We start from the raw sequence: 15,192 nt of genomic DNA on the forward strand, positions 1-15,192 counted from the left end.
CGTGAACGGCGGGAGATTCCCGCCGTTCTTATAAGGACGCCGCGCGCGAGGGGTGATGCGGTACGGGTCTCGAAGAGCCTCAAGGAGAACAGGCAGGCGGATGCAGAGCGCACTGACGCTTCTCAGTTGGGGACCCGAAGGCTGGCTCGACGACATCGCCGCGGGTGTATTTGTCACGGTATGTCTTGCGCTGGCCACTCTGCCTTTCGGGCTGACGCTCGGCTTTTTCGTAGCGCTGGCCAAACAATCGGAAGAGCCGTCGCTGAGACTGGCCGGGAACATCTACACCACGATTTTTCGCGGAATACCCGAGCTGCTCACCCTATTTCTCATCTTCTTCGGCATCCCATTGATCCTGCAATACATTGTCCGGCTGGTGAGCCCTGGCACCTCCGCCGACGTCAACAGCTTCGTCGCCGGCATGATCGCGCTGTGCTTCATTTTCTCCTCTTATTCCAGCGAGGTGTTTTTATCCGCATTCCGCGCCATTCCAAAAGGGCAATATGAGGGAGGCTATTCGGTTGGCCTGTCCAGCGGCCAGACGATGCGGCTGATCGTGTTGCCGCAGTTGATCCGCATCGCGTTGCCCGGACTTGCCAATCTCTGGCTTATCCTGCTCAAGGACACCGCGCTCGTCTCGGCCGTCGGGCTCAACGAGATCCTCCGGCAGAGCGGGGTTGCCGCTCGCGTCACCAAGCATGCCTTCCTGTTTTACGGTTTTGCCGGCCTGATCTATCTCCTGCTGGCGATCGTCTCCTCCTTCGGCATCAATGCGATCGAACGAGCGGTCGGCAGCAGCGAGGTCAAGAGATGAGCCTGGCCACCGACACGCTGAAGGTCGACCGGCCGCCGCCGCCCGCACGCGGCTGGTCGCGCCAACGCGTCCTCGGCCATGTCCTGGTCGGCCTGTGGATCGCTCTCGGCATCGGCATGGTCGTCTACCTGGTCGCTGCGTGGAACCCGGAGTTCTTCCAGAAATATGCACCCGGCTACATATCCGGCCTCGGCATCACCCTGTTGCTGGTTGCCATCTCGATTGTGCTTGGCGCGATCCTGTCGGTGCCGATCGCCTATGCACGTATGTCGAAGAACCCGATCCTCTCGGGGTTTGCCTATGCCTATGTCTATTTTTTTCGCGGCACGCCGCTGTTGGCGCAGACCTTCCTGGTCTACTACGGATTGGGCTCCTTCCGGCCGGAACTCGAGATGGTCGGCCTGTGGGGTTTCTTCCGCGAGGCGTTCAACTGCGCGATCTTCGCCTTTTCGCTGAATACGGCCGCGTACCAGGCCGAGATTTTGCGTGGCGCGATCGAGAGCGTACCGAGGGGTCAATGGGAAGGTGCCGCCTCGCTCGGCCTGCACAAAGTGCAAATCCTACGGAAAATTATCCTGCCGCAGGCGCTGATCGTGGCGCTCCGCCCGTATGGCAACGAGATCATCCTGATGATCAAGGGCTCGGCGATCGTTGCCATCATCACCGTCTATGATCTGATGGGCATCACGAAGCTCACCTATGCGCGCACTTTCGACTTCCAGTCCTTTATATGGGCGGCGATCATCTATCTGATCATTGTCGAGATCCTGCGTCACGCGGTCGAATGGATCGAACGGCGCATCACCATCCACCTGCACCGCTGACTCCCATCGCATTGCCTGATCCGGTAAGAAGACCGCAAAGCAGGCTTCTAGGGGATTCGAAAACATGGCTTCGGTGGCATTTCTTGGTCTTGGCGTCATGGGTTATCCGATGGCCGGACATCTCAAGAACAAGGGCGGTTACGATGTCACCGTCTACAATCGTACCAGCGCCAAGGCCGAGCAGTGGGTTGCCCGGCACGGCGGCAGCTTCGCTGTGACGCCAGCGGAGGCGGCGGAGGGCAAGGACTTCGTCTTTTCCTGCGTCGGCAATGACGACGATCTGCGCTCGGTGACGACCGGCGCCGGAGGCGCCTTCAATTCCATGAAGAAAGGCGCCATCTTCATCGACAATACCACAGCATCGGCGGAGGTCGCGCGCGAACTGGCGCAGCAGTCGCAAGCGCTCGGGTTTGCGTTCCTCGACGCCCCGGTCTCCGGCGGCCAGGCAGGCGCCGAGAACGGAATGCTGACCGTGATGGTCGGCGGCGAGCCCGACGCCTTCGACAGGGCCAAGCCAGTCATAGATGCTTATGCCCGCATGGTCGGATTGATGGGACCGGCCGGGGCTGGCCAGCTCACCAAGATGATCAACCAGATCTGCATCGCCGGCCTCGTTCAGGGCTTGGCCGAGGGCATCCATTTCGGCAAGAAGGCAGGGCTCGACATCGAAAAGGTCATCGAGGTGATTTCCAAGGGTGCGGCCGGTTCCTGGCAGATGGAGAACCGGCACAAGACGATGAATGCCGGCAAATATGATTTCGGCTTCGCCGTCGACTGGATGCGCAAGGATCTTGGCATCTGCCTCGCCGAGGCCGACCGCAACGGCGCCAAACTGCCGGTGACGGCACTTGTCGACCAGTTCTACAAGGACGTGCAAGCGATGGGCGGCAAGCGCTGGGACACGTCCTCGCTGCTGGCGCGGCTGGAGAAATAGGATTTCACTGTGGCCGAGCTTTCGCCTCAATCCAGCGCCGATGAAATTGTCGCTCATCTGCGCTCGATCGCCTCGGAGAAAAATCGACTTGGCATGCTGCGCTACGGCATCAAGATCGAACGTGCGCTAGGTATCTCGCATGGCGTGCAGCGGCAGATTGCCAAGAAAATCAAGCGCAACCATGAGCGTGCCTTTGAGCTTTGGCAGACAGGCATCATGGAGGCGCAGTTCATCGCTTCCGTGACAGCCGATCCGGAGCGGTTCTCCGGCGCGGATGCAAGACGATGGGCGGCGACTTTCGACTCGTGGGATATCGTCGACGGGGTCTCCGATCTCTTTGTCGACACGGATTGCTGGAAGGAATTGATCGCCGAATTCGCGGTCGACGAACGGGAATTCGTTCGACGCACGGCTTTTGCGATGATGGCCTGGTCGGTAGTCCACCGGAAGAAGGAACCCGAGACGACCTTCCTCGAATTCCTGCCGATCATCGAAGCGCATGCGACCGACGGCCGCAATTTTGTGAAGAAGGCCGTGAACTGGGCGCTTCGTTCGATCGGCAAGCGATCGATGAATTTGCACGGCCCTGCCCTTGCCCTGGCGCTAAAACTGGCGGCCTCGACAGACAGGACCGCACGCTGGATCGGCAAGGACGCCGTGAAGGAACTTTCCGATGCCAAGACGCTCGAGCGGCTCGCCGCCAGAAAAGCTTGACCTGAGCGAAGCGCGCTTCACGGAGGTGACGCAATCGACGCGCGCCGATTTCGAAAACCTGTTCGAGCAACCCGGCGGGCCGAAATACTGCTGGTGTATGGCTTGGCGCAATCTCGACCGCCGCGAGCATGTCGAGAACGACGAGAAGAAACGCGCGATGATGACGCTGATCGACGCCGGCACGCCGGTCGGCATTGTCGCCCAGATCGATGGCCGGACCGTCGGCTGGTGCTCGATTGCGCCGCGCGAGACCTACCGCAAGCTGTCACGGCAGCAGGACGATAGCGAGATGGGCATCTGGTCGATCGTCTGCTTCTATGTACCGAAAGCGCTGCGCGGCGGCGGGCTGGCAAGCGCATTGCTTGACGCGGCCATCGATCACGCCTTTGCCAAAGGCGCCAGGACGATCGAAGTCTATCCCGTCGACCAGGCTTCGCCGAGCTACAGCTTCATGGGTTTTCGCGACATGTTCGTCGCCCGCGGCTTTCGCGAGATCGGCATGACCGGCTCGCGCCGGCATGTGATGCGGCTTGAGCGTTGACCTGTGAGGCAGCGGCAGCTTTACTCGATGTCCGCAGATCAAGGCTCAACGGCGGAGCAGCGATGAGCAACCGTTTTAAATCAGGCACGATCATGGCAACTGCCTTGTTGGCGTCCGCGATCGCGGCAAGCGCTTCCACTGGGACCATGCACATTTTCTGGAAGGATCTGCGCCCGGCTACCCAGGCAGCCGCCGAAAGCGTCGGACTGCCGATGATCGCGGCCAAAATGCCGGATCGTGGCGAGACGCTCTCACTCGACTTGCAGGACAAGACCGTGCAACTCGCAGGCTATGCGCTGCCGGTCGACCGCGATGGTGATCTCGTCTACCAATTCCTGCTGGTGCCGTGGACGGGAGCCTGCAGCCACATGCCGACGCCGCCGCCTAACCAGATCGTCCTCGTCACGCCTGCACGGCCTTACAGGATGTCCGAGGCCTACCAGCCGGTTTCGGTGACCGGCGCATTACGGCCGGGCATGGAGAAGAGCCAGCTTTTCATCCTCGACGGCGTCAGTGTCATCCAGTCGGGCTACACCGTGCGCAAGGCCGAGGTGGTTAACGTCGGCGCCGTGCCGGACACGATCACGCTGCCGGTCAACTCGCCCTGGAGTTTCCTCAACAAAAAGAAGAACTAAACAGAAGAATCTCAGGCGGCGTTCGCGCCGGACTCCTTGTCGAGCATCATGTAATCCAGCGGCATCTCGGTCGTGTATTTGATCTGCTCCATGGCGAAGGAAGACGACACGTCGCGGATCTCGATCTTGGCGATCAGCCGCTTGTAGAAGGCGTCGTAGGCGGCGATATCGGGCACCACGACGCGCAAGAGATAGTCGACGTCGCCGCTCATGCGATAGAATTCGACCACTTCCGGGAATTCCTGGATGACCTCCGAAAAGCGCCGCAGCCATTCATGGCTGTGCGAATTGGTGCGGATCGAGACGAACACCGTTACCCGCACGTTGACCTTTTCATGATCGAGGATGGCGACGCGCCGCTTGATGACGCCCTCTTCCTCGAGCTTCTGGATGCGCCGCCAGCACGGCGTCGTCGACAGGCCGACCTTCTTGGCGACGTCGGCGACTGCAAGCGTCGCATCCTCCTGCAGGAGGCGGAGAATTTTTCTATCAAGGCGGTCCATTGGGTGCTCCCCTGATGCAAGTCGTCCAAGTGCGCAGCGGCCTTGGCACAACGACATGCATAAAAACAAGAATTTAACGCGCGTCCCCTCATGCGCGGCGCGCTTCGAGGAATGGATTACCATAATCCCTCTTGCTCGAGCCTATTACAAGAAAGAAATTCTGCCGCATAGTGCGAAAGCGAGTGATTTCTTGCTGAATGCCTAGCCGAGGCGATAGCGGATTTCCGATCTCAGAAAGGGCAGCAAATCCATTTCAAACCATGGATTGCGCTTCAGCCAGCCGGTGTTGCGCCAGGACGGGTGCGGCAGCGGCAGGACTTTCGGGTCGGTTGCCGCCGCCCAGATGGCACGCCAATCCATGACCGTTTCCGTCAGCGAGGGACGGCGCGCCGTGCCCATATGCCAGCTTTGCGCGTAGATGCCGATCATCAGCACCATATCGACTTGCGGCATCAGCGCCATCAGCGATGTGCGCCAGGCCGGCGCACATTCGCGGCGCGGCGGCAGGTCGGCGCCCCTGGCGTCCTGACCGGGAAAGCAAAAGCCCATCGGCACGATGGCGAATTTGTCCGTGTCGTAAAATTCCTCGCTGCCGACGCCCAGCCAGCTTCGCAGCCGGTCGCCGGAGGCGTCGGTGAACGGCATCCCTGTAATGTGAACCTTGGTACCCGGCGCCTGGCTGGCGATCAGGATACGCGCACTCGACGATGGCCTGAGCACCGGACGCGGCTGGTGCGGCAACGGCCTGCCGGCCGGGTTATCGACGCAGATGCGGCAGGCGCGTACCCTCGCCGCCAAGGCTTCCAGCTCTTCGCTCATTCGGAACTCGTTGTCAGGCGGCGGCACTCGGCCGGCTGGAGATTTCCCGATGCCAGCGCAGCACGTTCGTGCACTCTTCGGGTACCTTGATGCGAGCCGGCTTCATGAAGTCGATGGCGACCAGCCCGGTGATGTCGGCGATCGAATAGGCATCGCCGGCGACGAATTCCCTGCCGGCGAGCTCAGTGTCCAGAAATCTCAGGAATTCGATCGCCTTCGGCTTGTTGGCCTCGCCCCATTCGGGGATTTGCGGGATCTCCCATTCCCTCATTGCGGGGTGGATGTGCCGGAACGCCGCAGCGACGCAGCCGAACAGATTGAACTCCACACGTCTTTGCCACATCTCGACGATCGCCTTGCCGAGCGCGCCACGCCCGAACAAAGCCGGCTCGGGGTGCAGTTCCTCGAAGTAACGACAGATTGCGACGGATTCGGTGATGACTGTGCCGTCGTCGAGCTCGAGCACCGGCAGACGCTTCAGCGGATTGCGCGAGCTAACCGGCTGCTCTTTGTGCTCCAGCGCGCCCATGTCGACGGGCACCAGCGGAACCTGAAGTCCCTTTTCGGCCAGAAAAATCCGAACCCGGCGTGGATTGGGCGCCCGCCCGCCGTCGAACAGCTTCATCTCTATCCTCCTCGTCCGTCTCGACGAACTATAGGCACAGCTCACCAGAAGCGAAAAATTTCGCGCAAGGCGTCGCCGATCGACGCCAAGGTACCGTGCTTTCTTTCAACCAGCTCGTGGCCGTGGCTCTCGCGCCAGTTCTCCGGCTCGTCGAAAGTTCCGCCCCAGATGCCGGCTTTGCCCGCGCGCGCAGCAGCTTCCTCGGTCTCGAAATCGCCAAAGGCGACCGCCCAGCCGGCCTCGACCTGTGCGCGGTTGAGATCCTTGCCGCCGGCCTTGCAGTCGCCGAGCAGCCTGCCGTAGCGGTCGCGCTGCCAGCCGCTGCAGGAGACGGCTTTGCCGGCGATCAACCGCACCAGGGACTGCCGCGCGAGCTTGCCGCAAGGATAGTCGGCACCGTCCTTGCGACAGATCTGCGAATATTCCGGCGCGTCGATGCCACGCATGCGGATGCGCTCGCCGCCGAGCGTGATGCTATCGCCGTCATTGACGGTGGCCGCGCCCTCCGTCTTGCGCGTCTCGATCCGGTCGAGGCGCGCCGCCAGGAGGATCGCCAGGCCGAGCACGATGAGTGTCAGCCCATAGTCCATCAGTCGGCGCCACAGGCTTCGCGGACGCGGCGCATAGTATCGCTGGCGCGGCCATCGCGACCACGAACGGCTCATATGGCAAACCGTTGGTTAATCATTCGAACGTAGCTTAACGATTTGAAATTGCTGCCCGCGTAAATTGAAGACTTCATGCCCCTGCAACGCTCGACCATGGCAGACAAGTTTATTGTGGACCGCAGGAAACGCCATCGCAACAGCGATGTCGCGCGCGCGGTGCGCAAGACGCGCGACCGTCTTTCGCAGCAAGCCGGAAATCCCGACTTCGACCGCGAGCTGTTGAAGCTCCACGCGCTTTCGATGACCGGCGGCGTGATCGTCATTCCGCTGCTCATCCTGGCAACGGCCGCGGCAGGCTTGTTCGCGGGCATCGGCAAGGAGATCGGCGTCTGGGCGCTGTTCACATTCATCTGCTATACCATCGTTGCATTCATGGCCAGACGCGTCACTCAAGCGTCCGAGCTCAACCCGCTGGAAACGCATAGGGATTTCCTGATCGGCCATTTTCTGTGCGGGCTTGGCTGGGCCTGGTTCGCATGGCTCGGCTGCGAAACTTGCCAAATGGATCAGTTCCAGGTCGCCAAGGCGGTGGTGCTGCTGCTCGCCATGTCGGCAACCGCGATCCTGGCCTCGTCCCTGCGCGGTGCGCTGTTGGCGACCTTCGCCCTCCCGGTCGCCATCTATGCTTATGCCAGTGCGAAATTATGGATGCCGGTCGAGGCGATCATGGCAGGCTTGCTGATCGCCTCGTTGCCTTTCTTCGCCTATGTAGCGCGCCAGCTCAACCGTTCCTCGCTGATGCTGCTGTCGTTCCGCTCCGAAAAGGATGCGCTGATTGCCGAACTGGAGACGGCGAAATCGATGTCGGACGAGGCACGGCGGCGGGCGGAAGACGCCAATCTGGCGAAATCGCGTTTCCTGGCCTCGATGAGCCACGAACTGCGCACGCCGCTCAACGCCATTCTCGGCTTTTCCGAAGTGATGGCCAACGAGGTGCTCGGCCCGATGAGCAACCCGACCTATCGCGACTATGCCCGTGACGTGCACGACTCCGGACAGCATCTGCTCGACCTGATCAACGAAATTCTCGATTTGTCGCGCATCGAAGCGGGCCGCTACCAGCTCAACGAGGAACCGATGATGCTGCTCTCCGTCGTCGAGGATTGCTGCCACATGATGGAGCTGAAGGCGCGCAACAAGGACATCCGCATCGTCCAGAATTTCGAAAACGCCTTGCCGCGCTTGTTCGCCGACGAACGCGCGGTGCGGCAGATTGCGCTCAACCTGTTGTCCAATGCCATCAAGTTCACCGCCACCGGCGGCGAAATCCGCGTGCGCGTCGGCTGGACGGCGGGCGGCGGGCAATATCTCTCCGTCAAGGATAATGGGCCGGGCATACCGGAAGACGAGATTCCGATCGTGCTTTCGGCCTTCGGCCAGGGCTCGATCGCCATCAAGAGCGCCGAACAGGGCACCGGGCTTGGCCTGCCGATCGTGCAAGGCTTGCTGGCCATGCATGGCGGCGAATTCCAGCTCCATTCCAGGCTGCGCGAAGGCACCGAGGCGATCGCCATCTTCCCGCTGAGCCGGGTGATGGAGGAACTGCCGGCGCTGCCGACCAAGGCGGTGGCCTCGCGCCGGCGCTGAATGCTCAACCGCGGACCGCCGCTGCCATGCCGGAGCTGGTCAGCGCGGCCGCCTTGATCAGGCCGGCGGCAAGAGCCGCCCCTACCGCCTCGCCTTGACTGACGCCCAGATCGAGCAGCGGGCGAAGGCCGAGGCGCTCGGCGGCCTTGGCATGACCAGGCTCCGGCGACAGGCTTGCGAGGAGACAATGATCGAGCGCGGCGGGGTTGGCGGCATGTAGGACACCAGCGGCGGCAGTCACCGCAAACCCATCGAGCAGCACCGGGATCTTCTGCATCCGCGCCGCCAGAATGGCGCCGCAGATCGCGGCGAATTCCCGCCCGCCGACCCGGCGCAGCGCTTCCAGCGGGTCCTTGAGGCTCGCGCCGTGAAACGCGACCGCGGCATCGACCACCTCCGCCTTGCGCCTCTGCATCGCCGCGTCTGCCCCTGATCCAGGTCCGACCCAGTCGGCGCCGGTGCCGCCGAACAGTGCCGTGCAAAGGGCCGCAGCGACAGTCGAATTGCCGACGCCGAGGTCGCCAAGGCAAAGCAGGTCGGTGCCGCCGGCAATCGCTTCCATGCCGAAGGCCATGGTAGCGGCACAACCGCGCTCGTCCAGTGCCGCATCCTCGGTAATGTCGGTTGTCGGGATGTGCAGAGCCAGATCGAACACCTTCAAGCCGAGATCGTTGGCGATGCAGATCTGGTTGATTGCTGCACCGCCGGCGGCGCAGAGCTCGACTGCATTTGCCGTGGCGGCGGCCGGGCGCGGCGAAATGCCGTGGCGGGTGACGCCATGATTGCCGGCAAAGATCGCCACCAATGGCCGCGTCACCGCCGGCGGCGCGCGGCCGCTCCACCCGGCAAGCCAGGCGGCGATGTCCTCGATGCGGCCAAGCGACCCTTTGGGCTTGTCTGCCTTGGCAAACAACTGGCGCACGCGGGCCTTGGCCGCCATATCTCCCGGCGGCAGGCTCACCAGGAGGTCGCGAAAATCGTCGAAAGGCAGCGTGCTGGTCATGTCGATGGCGATCGTCCGTGTGAATTGGTGAGCGGCATAGCCGCCTTGGCCAGCCGGCACAACCTCAAGCCGGCACAAGCTCCAGGCCTGGTACAACTTCGAGGTATTGACGCGAAAGCACCCGTTGGCGGCGCTTCCCGGAGGGCTTGTATTGACTTTGTCGTTGCACCATGTGGAGGCTAGCCAAGGAAATCCTTATGACGGCCATTGAATCCCCGTGCATCCTGGTCTGCTCGATCGATATGAAAACCGGCTTCTGTTTCGGTTGCGGGCGCACGCGCGCGGAAATCGCCGCCTGGATCGACATGACCCCGCAAACCCGCCGCAGCGTCATGGCCGAGCTGCCGGCAAGGCTGGAAACGGTCGAGCGACGCCCCCGCCGGGAAACCCGTCGCAGCCGCATGGCACGCGAACGCGACGCCCTCTCGTGAACCGGCCGCAGAGATGAACCGACTGCTGTGGATTCTGATCGTCGCGATCGGGGCAGGTGTACTCCTGCTCATGCTCAACGATTCCGCCGGCAGTACATTCGGCATTGAGAATTACGATTTCAGCCAGCTGATCTGGCTTAGCGCTTTAGCGGCGCTCGTCGGCGCCGGCCTGCTCAGATCGGGCAGGCCGTTAGGCACCATGGCCCGCAGCCTCGGCGCCTGGGGCGCAATCGTGCTGGCGCTGATCGCCGGCTATCAGTACCGCTATGAGTTGCAGGATTTCGCCAGCCGCGTCACCGCCGGCCTTGTTCCCGGCAGTCCGCTGGCGCTGGGCGTGGAAGAAGGCCATGCCACCGTCACCCTGGACAAGGCCGGCAGCGGCCATTTCGAAGCGCGCGTCACGATCAACGGCACGCCGATCCTGACGGTTGTCGATACCGGCGCGACCAGCACCGTTCTGACCGCCGAGGACGCGCTGGCGGTCGGGTTCAATTCGGCGGCTCTCCGCTTCACCATACCGATCTCTACCGCCAACGGCATGACACGCGCGGCGGCGGTGCGAACCGACGAACTGTCGATCGGCGGCATCGTGCGCAAGGACATGCCCATCATGATCGCCGCACCCGGCACGCTCGGCCAGAGCCTGCTCGGCATGAATTTCATCGGCTCGCTATCGGGCTTCGACGTACGTGGCGATCGCATGATTTTGCGGGATTGAGTTTTTCCTCAGGCCGCCTCTGCGGTCCGGCCGAAATCGACCTCTGCAAAAGCCGCCTTGAGCACCTGCGGTCCGGCACCCGGCCCTGTCGCATCGGTGGACAGGATCTGCCGATAGCGGCGTGCACCGGGCAGGCCGTGAAACAGCCCGACCATGTGCCGGGTGACATGCCCGAGGCGTCCGCCCTGCTCGATATGGCGTGACGCGTAATCCGCCATGGCATCGATCAGTGCGACAAAATCGAACGACTCAGCTGTGCTGCCGTAAAACGCGGCATCGATGCCGGTGAGTATCCCTGGCGTGTGATAGGCGGCGCGGCCGAGCATGGCGCCATCGACATGGTCGAGATGCGTCAGCGCCTCTGCGAGAGATTGAATACCGCCATTGATGCCGATGAATTTGTTTTGTTTTCTGGCTTTCAGCCGATAGACGCGGCCATAGTCGAGCGGCGGGATGTCGCGATTTTCCTTTGGGCTCAGTCCTTCCAGCCAGGCCTTGCGGGCGTGCACCCACAGCGCGTCGGCGCCGGCCGCGAAAACACCATCGGCCAACGCATCGAGTGCCGGTTCCGGATCCTGCTCATCGACGCCGATGCGGCACTTGACGGTGACCGGTATTTTCACCGCCGCCTTCATTGCCGCGACGCAATCCGCGACGAGCACGGGCGTCTTCATCAGGCACGCGCCGAAGGTGCCCGACTGGACGCGGTCGGACGGGCAGCCGACATTGAGGTTGATTTCATCATAGCCGAAGGCTTCGCCGATGCGCGCCGCCTCGGCCAGCTTTCCCGGATCGGCGCCGCCGAGTTGCAGCGCCAACGGATGTTCGTTGTCGTCGAAGCCAAGCAGCCGCTCGCGTGCGCCGTGGATGACCGCATCGGCCACCACCATCTCGGTATAGAGCAGCGCCTCGCGCGTCAGCTGGCGATGGAAGAACCGGCAGTGCCGGTCCGTCCAATCCATCATCGGCGCCACGGCAACTTTGTGGCGTAACATGTTCATTTTACTACTTTTCTGTCTCAGTCCGTTCGAATGACAGAGCAATTTGGCAAAAGATGCACACCTAACTGACCCGATATACGATTTTGCCGCCGCAACTGAAAGCAAATTGGCATGTCACACATGTCACTGTACGCACCAGTTAGATGCCTGCCGTGGAACGATGAACCGCCGGCGGCATACCAGTCAGCCAAGGCGAAGCGTGTTGCGGGCGATCTGCCACGCGGATTCGACATGCCGCCGCGCCGCCTCCTCCGCCTCGTCCGGCTTGCGCGAGCGGATTGCATCCATGATTTCGGTCATTTCGGCGATCGCCGGCTCGCGGCGGTTCTCCGACGCGATCGTCATTGAGCGGAGCTGGTTGATGCGGACATTCAGCCCCGTCACGATTTCCCAGGCAATGCGCTTGTCCGCCGCCTCGAACAGCGTTTCGTAGAACTTGGTCGTTGCCCGCATCACCTCGACAGGCGCACCGGACGCCCACGCCTCAAGCAGGTTCGTCAAGGCGGCATCGAGCGAGGCGATCTGCGCGTCCGTGGCTGTCAGGGCGCAAGCCCGCGCCGCGATGCCCTCGAGCAGCGCCCGCAATTCATAGATTTCGTCGGTGCGGCCGAGATCCGGCTTGGCCACGGCGGGTCCGTGGCCCGGTATCATCTGCACCAGGCCTTCCGCCTCCAGCTGCCGCAGCACCTCGCGCACGACGGAACGGCTTACCCCGAGCTGATCGCATAGCGGCCGCTCGACCAGCCTTTCGCCAGGCTGGAAATGGAAGCCCATGATCGCCTCACGCATGCGCTCCAGCGCCAGCGTCCTCAGCGTCTTGGCAGAGCGGTCGATCCGCAGCGTATCGCCTGACATTTTCTCTCCCTACCCCGATCCGGCCACAAAACAGATTCCATAGCCGATTGACAAGGCTTCTGGTGCTCCATAGTATGGTATACCATAAGATGATGTAAAGATTTCGGCGTTCCACAGCGCCGCGGCGACCGAGGACTTTCATGAAACCAGCCATTCGAAAGATCGTCACCTACATCGAGAACACGCTAATCGAGGGCGGCAAGGAAGCCCCAAAACCGCTGCGTCTGATCGGTGTCGCCGCTGTGCTGACAAATCCTTGGGCCGGCCGCGGTTTCACCGACGACCTGTCGCCGGAGATCCGCGCCATTGCTCCCGTCCTCGGTGAACTGCTGACCCACGAGATTATCGCCGTTGCCGGTTCCGGCGAGGCGATAGAGGGCTACGGCAAGGCCGCGGTCTGCGGCACGGAGGGCGAGATCGAGCATGCATCGGCGCTGATCCATACGCTGCATTTCGGCAACCATTACCGTCGCGCGGTCGGCGCCAAGACCTATCTCGCCTTCACCAATCTGCGCGGAGGGCCGAACACCCCGATCATGATCCCGCTGATGGACAAGAACGACGAAGGCCGCCGCTCCCACTATCTGACCGTACATTTCCAGATCGGCGACGCGCCCGCGCCCGACGAGCTGGTGGTGGCGCTTGGCGCTTCGATTGGCGGCCGCCCGCACCATCGTATCGGCGACCGCTATCAGGACCTCAAGGAGGTCGGAGACCTGCATGGCTGACGTCGCTGCCACCGCATGGGTCCGGGACACGGCTCCGGACGGCACCGGCTTCATCCGCGCCGGCTCCGGCGCGCCGGTTCTGCTCATTCACGGTGTCGGCATGAACGCCGCGATCTGGCACGATCAGATCGCGGCGATGAAACACCATCATGACCTGATCGCCATCGACATGCTCGGCCACGGCGTTTCACCGCTGCCGCCGGAAGAAGCCAGCCTGTCGGATTTCGCCGATCAGGCGGTTCGCCTTCTCGACCATCTCGGCGTGGCGTCGGTATCGATCGTTGGCCATTCGATGGGCGCGCTGGTCGCTCTGGAGATCGCCCTTCGCACCCCATCGCGCGTTCGCTCAATCGTCTGTCTCAATGCGGTATTCCGCCGCCCCGCGGCCTTGGCGCAGGCCGTACGCGAGCGTGCGGCCGCGCTCGGCACCCATGGCAACCCTTCCGCCATTGCGGCTACGCTTGCCCGCTGGTTCGGCGACCCGCTGCCGGCGAATCTTATCGGGGCGGCCTCTACCGCGCGCGCCGCCCTTGAAAGGGTCGACCCCGAAGGCTACGCGCGCACCTATCGCCTCTTTGCCCATGCCGACGCCGAGCATGCCGATGCCCTCCCCGGTCTTGCCGCGGCGGCCCTGTTCATGACCGGGTCGCAGGACAGCAATTCGACCCCGGCCATGTCGGCGGCGATGGCGAGGCTTGCGCCGCACGGCCAATGCCTCGTGCTCAATGGAGAAAGGCATATGATGGCAATGGCTTCACCTGAAAAAGTGACCAAACACATCATGGAATTTCTCGACACGGCAGGAGACGCTGGCGTGAAGCCGGAGACGGATGCAGTCTTTGACAGCGGCGAATTCCGGCGCGCGCTCGGCTCGTTCCTGACCGGTGTCACCATCGTCACAACGATCGGAGCGGAAGGCGAACCGCGCGGCTTCACCGCCAACTCCTTCACCTCGGTCTCGCTCGAGCCGCCGCTGGTGCTTGTCTGCATCGCCAAGAGGGCCCTGGGGCACAGTGCTTTTTCGACATCGAGAGGTTTCGCCATCAACATCCTGTCGGAGGACCAGAAGGCCCATTCCGGCATCTTCGCTTCCAAAGCAGCGGACAAGTTCGCGGCCGTGGCCTGGCAGCCGGGCCGGACCGGCAATCCGCTGATCGACGGCTCCGTTGCGGTGTTCGATTGCGGCATGGAGCAGCTGGTCGATGCTGGCGATCACTCGATCCTCATCGGCCGCGTCCGCGACTTCAGCCACAACGGAGCCCAGCCCCTCGGTTATTGCAGAGGCACCTACGTCACGCCCGGCCTCAGCCAGGAGGCGCTGGCGGCGGCGCCCCCCGATACGGAGGTCGGCGCCATTCTCGAGCACGAGGGCCGTGTGCTGTTCTTCGCAACGGCCGACGGGTTTCACGAATTGCCTGCGGGGCGCGGACTGGGCACGCCCAACGATGCGCGCAGCCTCAAGGGGCGCCTTGCCGCCAGGGCCATAGACGCCCAGCTCGGCTTCCTGTTCGCGGTGTGGGACGATGCCGCCGAACCCTGGCGCACGCATGTTTATTATCGCGGAACGGCCGAGGGGTCCTATTCCGACGATCGCCAGATGCGGCTTGTCGACATCGAGCAGATCGCCGATCTGGAGATCGCCGATCCCGCGGTGCGTTCGATGCTTGCCCGCTATGCGCGCGAACGCACGGAAGATGCATTCGGCGTCTATGTCGGCAACGAGGTCGAAGGCGAAGTCCGGCCGCTCGCCAAGCCCTCGCCTTCTCAAATTCCTCTTTCCGGCCGCGGGTGA

General features: G+C 62.7%; 17 protein-coding genes and 1 pseudogene. 11 read left to right on the forward strand and 7 right to left on the reverse strand.

Annotated features, from left to right (window positions below; all coding sequences use genetic code 11):
* Nucleotides 1-100: 100 nt before the first annotated feature.
* From NKH90_RS00100 to NKH90_RS00125, 6 genes are all read left to right on the forward strand, one after another.
* Nucleotides 101-814 carry an ABC transporter permease gene (locus tag NKH90_RS00100; RefSeq protein ID WP_352471895.1) on the forward strand — a complete coding sequence of 238 codons (714 nt, stop codon included), beginning with the start codon at nucleotides 101-103 and terminating at the stop codon, nucleotides 812-814.
* Nucleotides 811-1,638: an ABC transporter permease gene (locus NKH90_RS00105; protein WP_352815594.1), complete on the forward strand. Its 828-nt coding sequence runs from the start codon at nucleotides 811-813 to the stop codon at nucleotides 1,636-1,638. Before NKH90_RS00100 ends, NKH90_RS00105 begins: the two co-directional genes overlap by 4 nt.
* Before the next feature lie 64 nt (nucleotides 1,639-1,702).
* Complete coding sequence (locus NKH90_RS00110) at nucleotides 1,703-2,572, forward strand: NAD(P)-dependent oxidoreductase (RefSeq protein ID WP_352815596.1); 870 nt, start codon at nucleotides 1,703-1,705, stop codon at nucleotides 2,570-2,572.
* Between the two features lie 9 nt (nucleotides 2,573-2,581).
* A complete protein-coding gene (locus tag NKH90_RS00115; RefSeq protein ID WP_352816415.1) occupies nucleotides 2,582-3,286 on the forward strand; it encodes a DNA alkylation repair protein in 705 nt (234 codons plus the stop codon).
* Nucleotides 3,246-3,827, forward strand: a complete 582-nt coding sequence (locus NKH90_RS00120; RefSeq protein ID WP_352816418.1) for a GNAT family N-acetyltransferase — start codon at nucleotides 3,246-3,248, stop codon at nucleotides 3,825-3,827. Before NKH90_RS00115 ends, NKH90_RS00120 begins: the two co-directional genes overlap by 41 nt.
* Nucleotides 3,828-3,889: 62 nt before the next feature.
* Nucleotides 3,890-4,462, forward strand: coding sequence for a DUF3299 domain-containing protein (locus NKH90_RS00125; RefSeq protein ID WP_352816421.1), 573 nt, complete (start codon nucleotides 3,890-3,892; stop codon nucleotides 4,460-4,462).
* A gap of 11 nt (nucleotides 4,463-4,473) precedes the next feature.
* Here NKH90_RS00125 and NKH90_RS00130 read toward each other — a convergent pair whose 3' ends face one another.
* The 4 genes and pseudogenes from NKH90_RS00130 to NKH90_RS00145 form a co-directional block, all read right to left on the reverse strand.
* Nucleotides 4,474-4,965, reverse strand: coding sequence for an Lrp/AsnC family transcriptional regulator (locus NKH90_RS00130; RefSeq protein ID WP_023675006.1), 492 nt, complete (start codon nucleotides 4,963-4,965; stop codon nucleotides 4,474-4,476).
* Nucleotides 4,966-5,166: 201 nt separating this feature from the next.
* Nucleotides 5,167-5,784: pseudogene (locus tag NKH90_RS00135) on the reverse strand (uracil-DNA glycosylase family protein); the annotation flags it as partial.
* A gap of 13 nt (nucleotides 5,785-5,797) precedes the next feature.
* Nucleotides 5,798-6,409 carry a glutathione S-transferase gene (locus NKH90_RS00140; RefSeq protein WP_352540524.1) on the reverse strand — a complete coding sequence of 204 codons (612 nt, stop codon included), beginning with the start codon at nucleotides 6,407-6,409 and terminating at the stop codon, nucleotides 5,798-5,800.
* A 41-nt stretch (nucleotides 6,410-6,450) separates the two neighbouring features.
* Nucleotides 6,451-7,074, reverse strand: coding sequence for a thermonuclease family protein (locus NKH90_RS00145; RefSeq protein ID WP_352540525.1), 624 nt, complete (start codon nucleotides 7,072-7,074; stop codon nucleotides 6,451-6,453).
* 75 nt (nucleotides 7,075-7,149) lie between these two features.
* Between NKH90_RS00145 and NKH90_RS00150 the strand changes: the two genes are divergently transcribed.
* Nucleotides 7,150-8,664 (forward strand): sensor histidine kinase, encoded by a 1,515-nt coding sequence (locus NKH90_RS00150; RefSeq protein ID WP_352540526.1) that lies wholly within the window; start codon nucleotides 7,150-7,152, stop codon nucleotides 8,662-8,664.
* 4 nt (nucleotides 8,665-8,668) lie between these two features.
* Here the strand turns inward: NKH90_RS00150 and NKH90_RS00155 are convergent, their stop codons facing one another.
* The gene (locus NKH90_RS00155; protein WP_352540671.1) at nucleotides 8,669-9,667 is read right to left on the reverse strand and encodes a nicotinate-nucleotide--dimethylbenzimidazole phosphoribosyltransferase; all 999 of its coding nucleotides are present in this window, start codon (nucleotides 9,665-9,667) and stop codon (nucleotides 8,669-8,671) included.
* A gap of 197 nt (nucleotides 9,668-9,864) precedes the next feature.
* Between NKH90_RS00155 and NKH90_RS00160 the strand changes: the two genes are divergently transcribed.
* Together NKH90_RS00160 and NKH90_RS00165 are read left to right on the forward strand one after the other, a co-directional pair.
* The gene (locus tag NKH90_RS00160; protein ID WP_352471906.1) at nucleotides 9,865-10,098 is read left to right on the forward strand and encodes a DUF1289 domain-containing protein; all 234 of its coding nucleotides are present in this window, start codon (nucleotides 9,865-9,867) and stop codon (nucleotides 10,096-10,098) included.
* A gap of 13 nt (nucleotides 10,099-10,111) precedes the next feature.
* The gene (locus tag NKH90_RS00165) at nucleotides 10,112-10,816 is read left to right on the forward strand and encodes a TIGR02281 family clan AA aspartic protease (protein ID WP_352540527.1); all 705 of its coding nucleotides are present in this window, start codon (nucleotides 10,112-10,114) and stop codon (nucleotides 10,814-10,816) included.
* A gap of 8 nt (nucleotides 10,817-10,824) precedes the next feature.
* Here the strand turns inward: NKH90_RS00165 and dusA are convergent, their stop codons facing one another.
* Both dusA and NKH90_RS00175 read right to left on the reverse strand, forming a co-directional pair.
* On the reverse strand, nucleotides 10,825-11,817 hold the full coding sequence (gene dusA / locus NKH90_RS00170) for a tRNA dihydrouridine(20/20a) synthase DusA (RefSeq protein ID WP_352816427.1): 993 nt from the start codon (nucleotides 11,815-11,817) through the stop codon (nucleotides 10,825-10,827).
* A gap of 183 nt (nucleotides 11,818-12,000) precedes the next feature.
* Nucleotides 12,001-12,672 carry a GntR family transcriptional regulator gene (locus NKH90_RS00175; protein ID WP_023674997.1) on the reverse strand — a complete coding sequence of 224 codons (672 nt, stop codon included), beginning with the start codon at nucleotides 12,670-12,672 and terminating at the stop codon, nucleotides 12,001-12,003.
* A 140-nt stretch (nucleotides 12,673-12,812) separates the two neighbouring features.
* On the opposite strand from NKH90_RS00175, the gene NKH90_RS00180 reads away from it, so the two are divergent.
* A complete protein-coding gene (locus tag NKH90_RS00180) occupies nucleotides 12,813-13,400 on the forward strand; it encodes an amino acid synthesis family protein (protein WP_352540529.1) in 588 nt (195 codons plus the stop codon).
* Nucleotides 13,393-15,192 carry an alpha/beta fold hydrolase gene (locus NKH90_RS00185; protein ID WP_352540530.1) on the forward strand — a complete coding sequence of 600 codons (1,800 nt, stop codon included), beginning with the start codon at nucleotides 13,393-13,395 and terminating at the stop codon, nucleotides 15,190-15,192. The genes NKH90_RS00180 and NKH90_RS00185 overlap by 8 nt, the downstream gene beginning before the upstream one ends.

Origin of the sequence: Mesorhizobium sp. M0898 (assembly GCF_040319695.1) — a bacterium.
Lineage (GTDB): Bacteria > Pseudomonadota > Alphaproteobacteria > Rhizobiales > Rhizobiaceae > Mesorhizobium.

Coding starts and splice junctions, on each gene's coding strand:
- NKH90_RS00100 (WP_352471895.1), top strand. CDS start 101: ATGCAGAGCGCACTGACGCTTCTCAGTTGGGGACCCGAAGGCTGGCTC.
- NKH90_RS00105 (WP_352815594.1), top strand. CDS start 811: ATGAGCCTGGCCACCGACACGCTGAAGGTCGACCGGCCGCCGCCGCCC.
- NKH90_RS00110 (WP_352815596.1), top strand. CDS start 1,703: ATGGCTTCGGTGGCATTTCTTGGTCTTGGCGTCATGGGTTATCCGATG.
- NKH90_RS00120 (WP_352816418.1), top strand. CDS start 3,246: ATGCCAAGACGCTCGAGCGGCTCGCCGCCAGAAAAGCTTGACCTGAGC.
- NKH90_RS00125 (WP_352816421.1), top strand. CDS start 3,890: ATGAGCAACCGTTTTAAATCAGGCACGATCATGGCAACTGCCTTGTTG.
- NKH90_RS00130 (WP_023675006.1), bottom strand. CDS start 4,965: ATGGACCGCCTTGATAGAAAAATTCTCCGCCTCCTGCAGGAGGATGCG.
- NKH90_RS00140 (WP_352540524.1), bottom strand. CDS start 6,409: ATGAAGCTGTTCGACGGCGGGCGGGCGCCCAATCCACGCCGGGTTCGG.
- NKH90_RS00145 (WP_352540525.1), bottom strand. CDS start 7,074: ATGAGCCGTTCGTGGTCGCGATGGCCGCGCCAGCGATACTATGCGCCG.
- NKH90_RS00150 (WP_352540526.1), top strand. CDS start 7,150: ATGCCCCTGCAACGCTCGACCATGGCAGACAAGTTTATTGTGGACCGC.
- NKH90_RS00155 (WP_352540671.1), bottom strand. CDS start 9,667: ATGACCAGCACGCTGCCTTTCGACGATTTTCGCGACCTCCTGGTGAGC.
- NKH90_RS00160 (WP_352471906.1), top strand. CDS start 9,865: ATGACGGCCATTGAATCCCCGTGCATCCTGGTCTGCTCGATCGATATG.
- NKH90_RS00165 (WP_352540527.1), top strand. CDS start 10,112: ATGAACCGACTGCTGTGGATTCTGATCGTCGCGATCGGGGCAGGTGTA.
- dusA (WP_352816427.1), bottom strand. CDS start 11,817: ATGAACATGTTACGCCACAAAGTTGCCGTGGCGCCGATGATGGATTGG.
- NKH90_RS00175 (WP_023674997.1), bottom strand. CDS start 12,672: ATGTCAGGCGATACGCTGCGGATCGACCGCTCTGCCAAGACGCTGAGG.
- NKH90_RS00180 (WP_352540529.1), top strand. CDS start 12,813: ATGAAACCAGCCATTCGAAAGATCGTCACCTACATCGAGAACACGCTA.
- NKH90_RS00185 (WP_352540530.1), top strand. CDS start 13,393: ATGGCTGACGTCGCTGCCACCGCATGGGTCCGGGACACGGCTCCGGAC.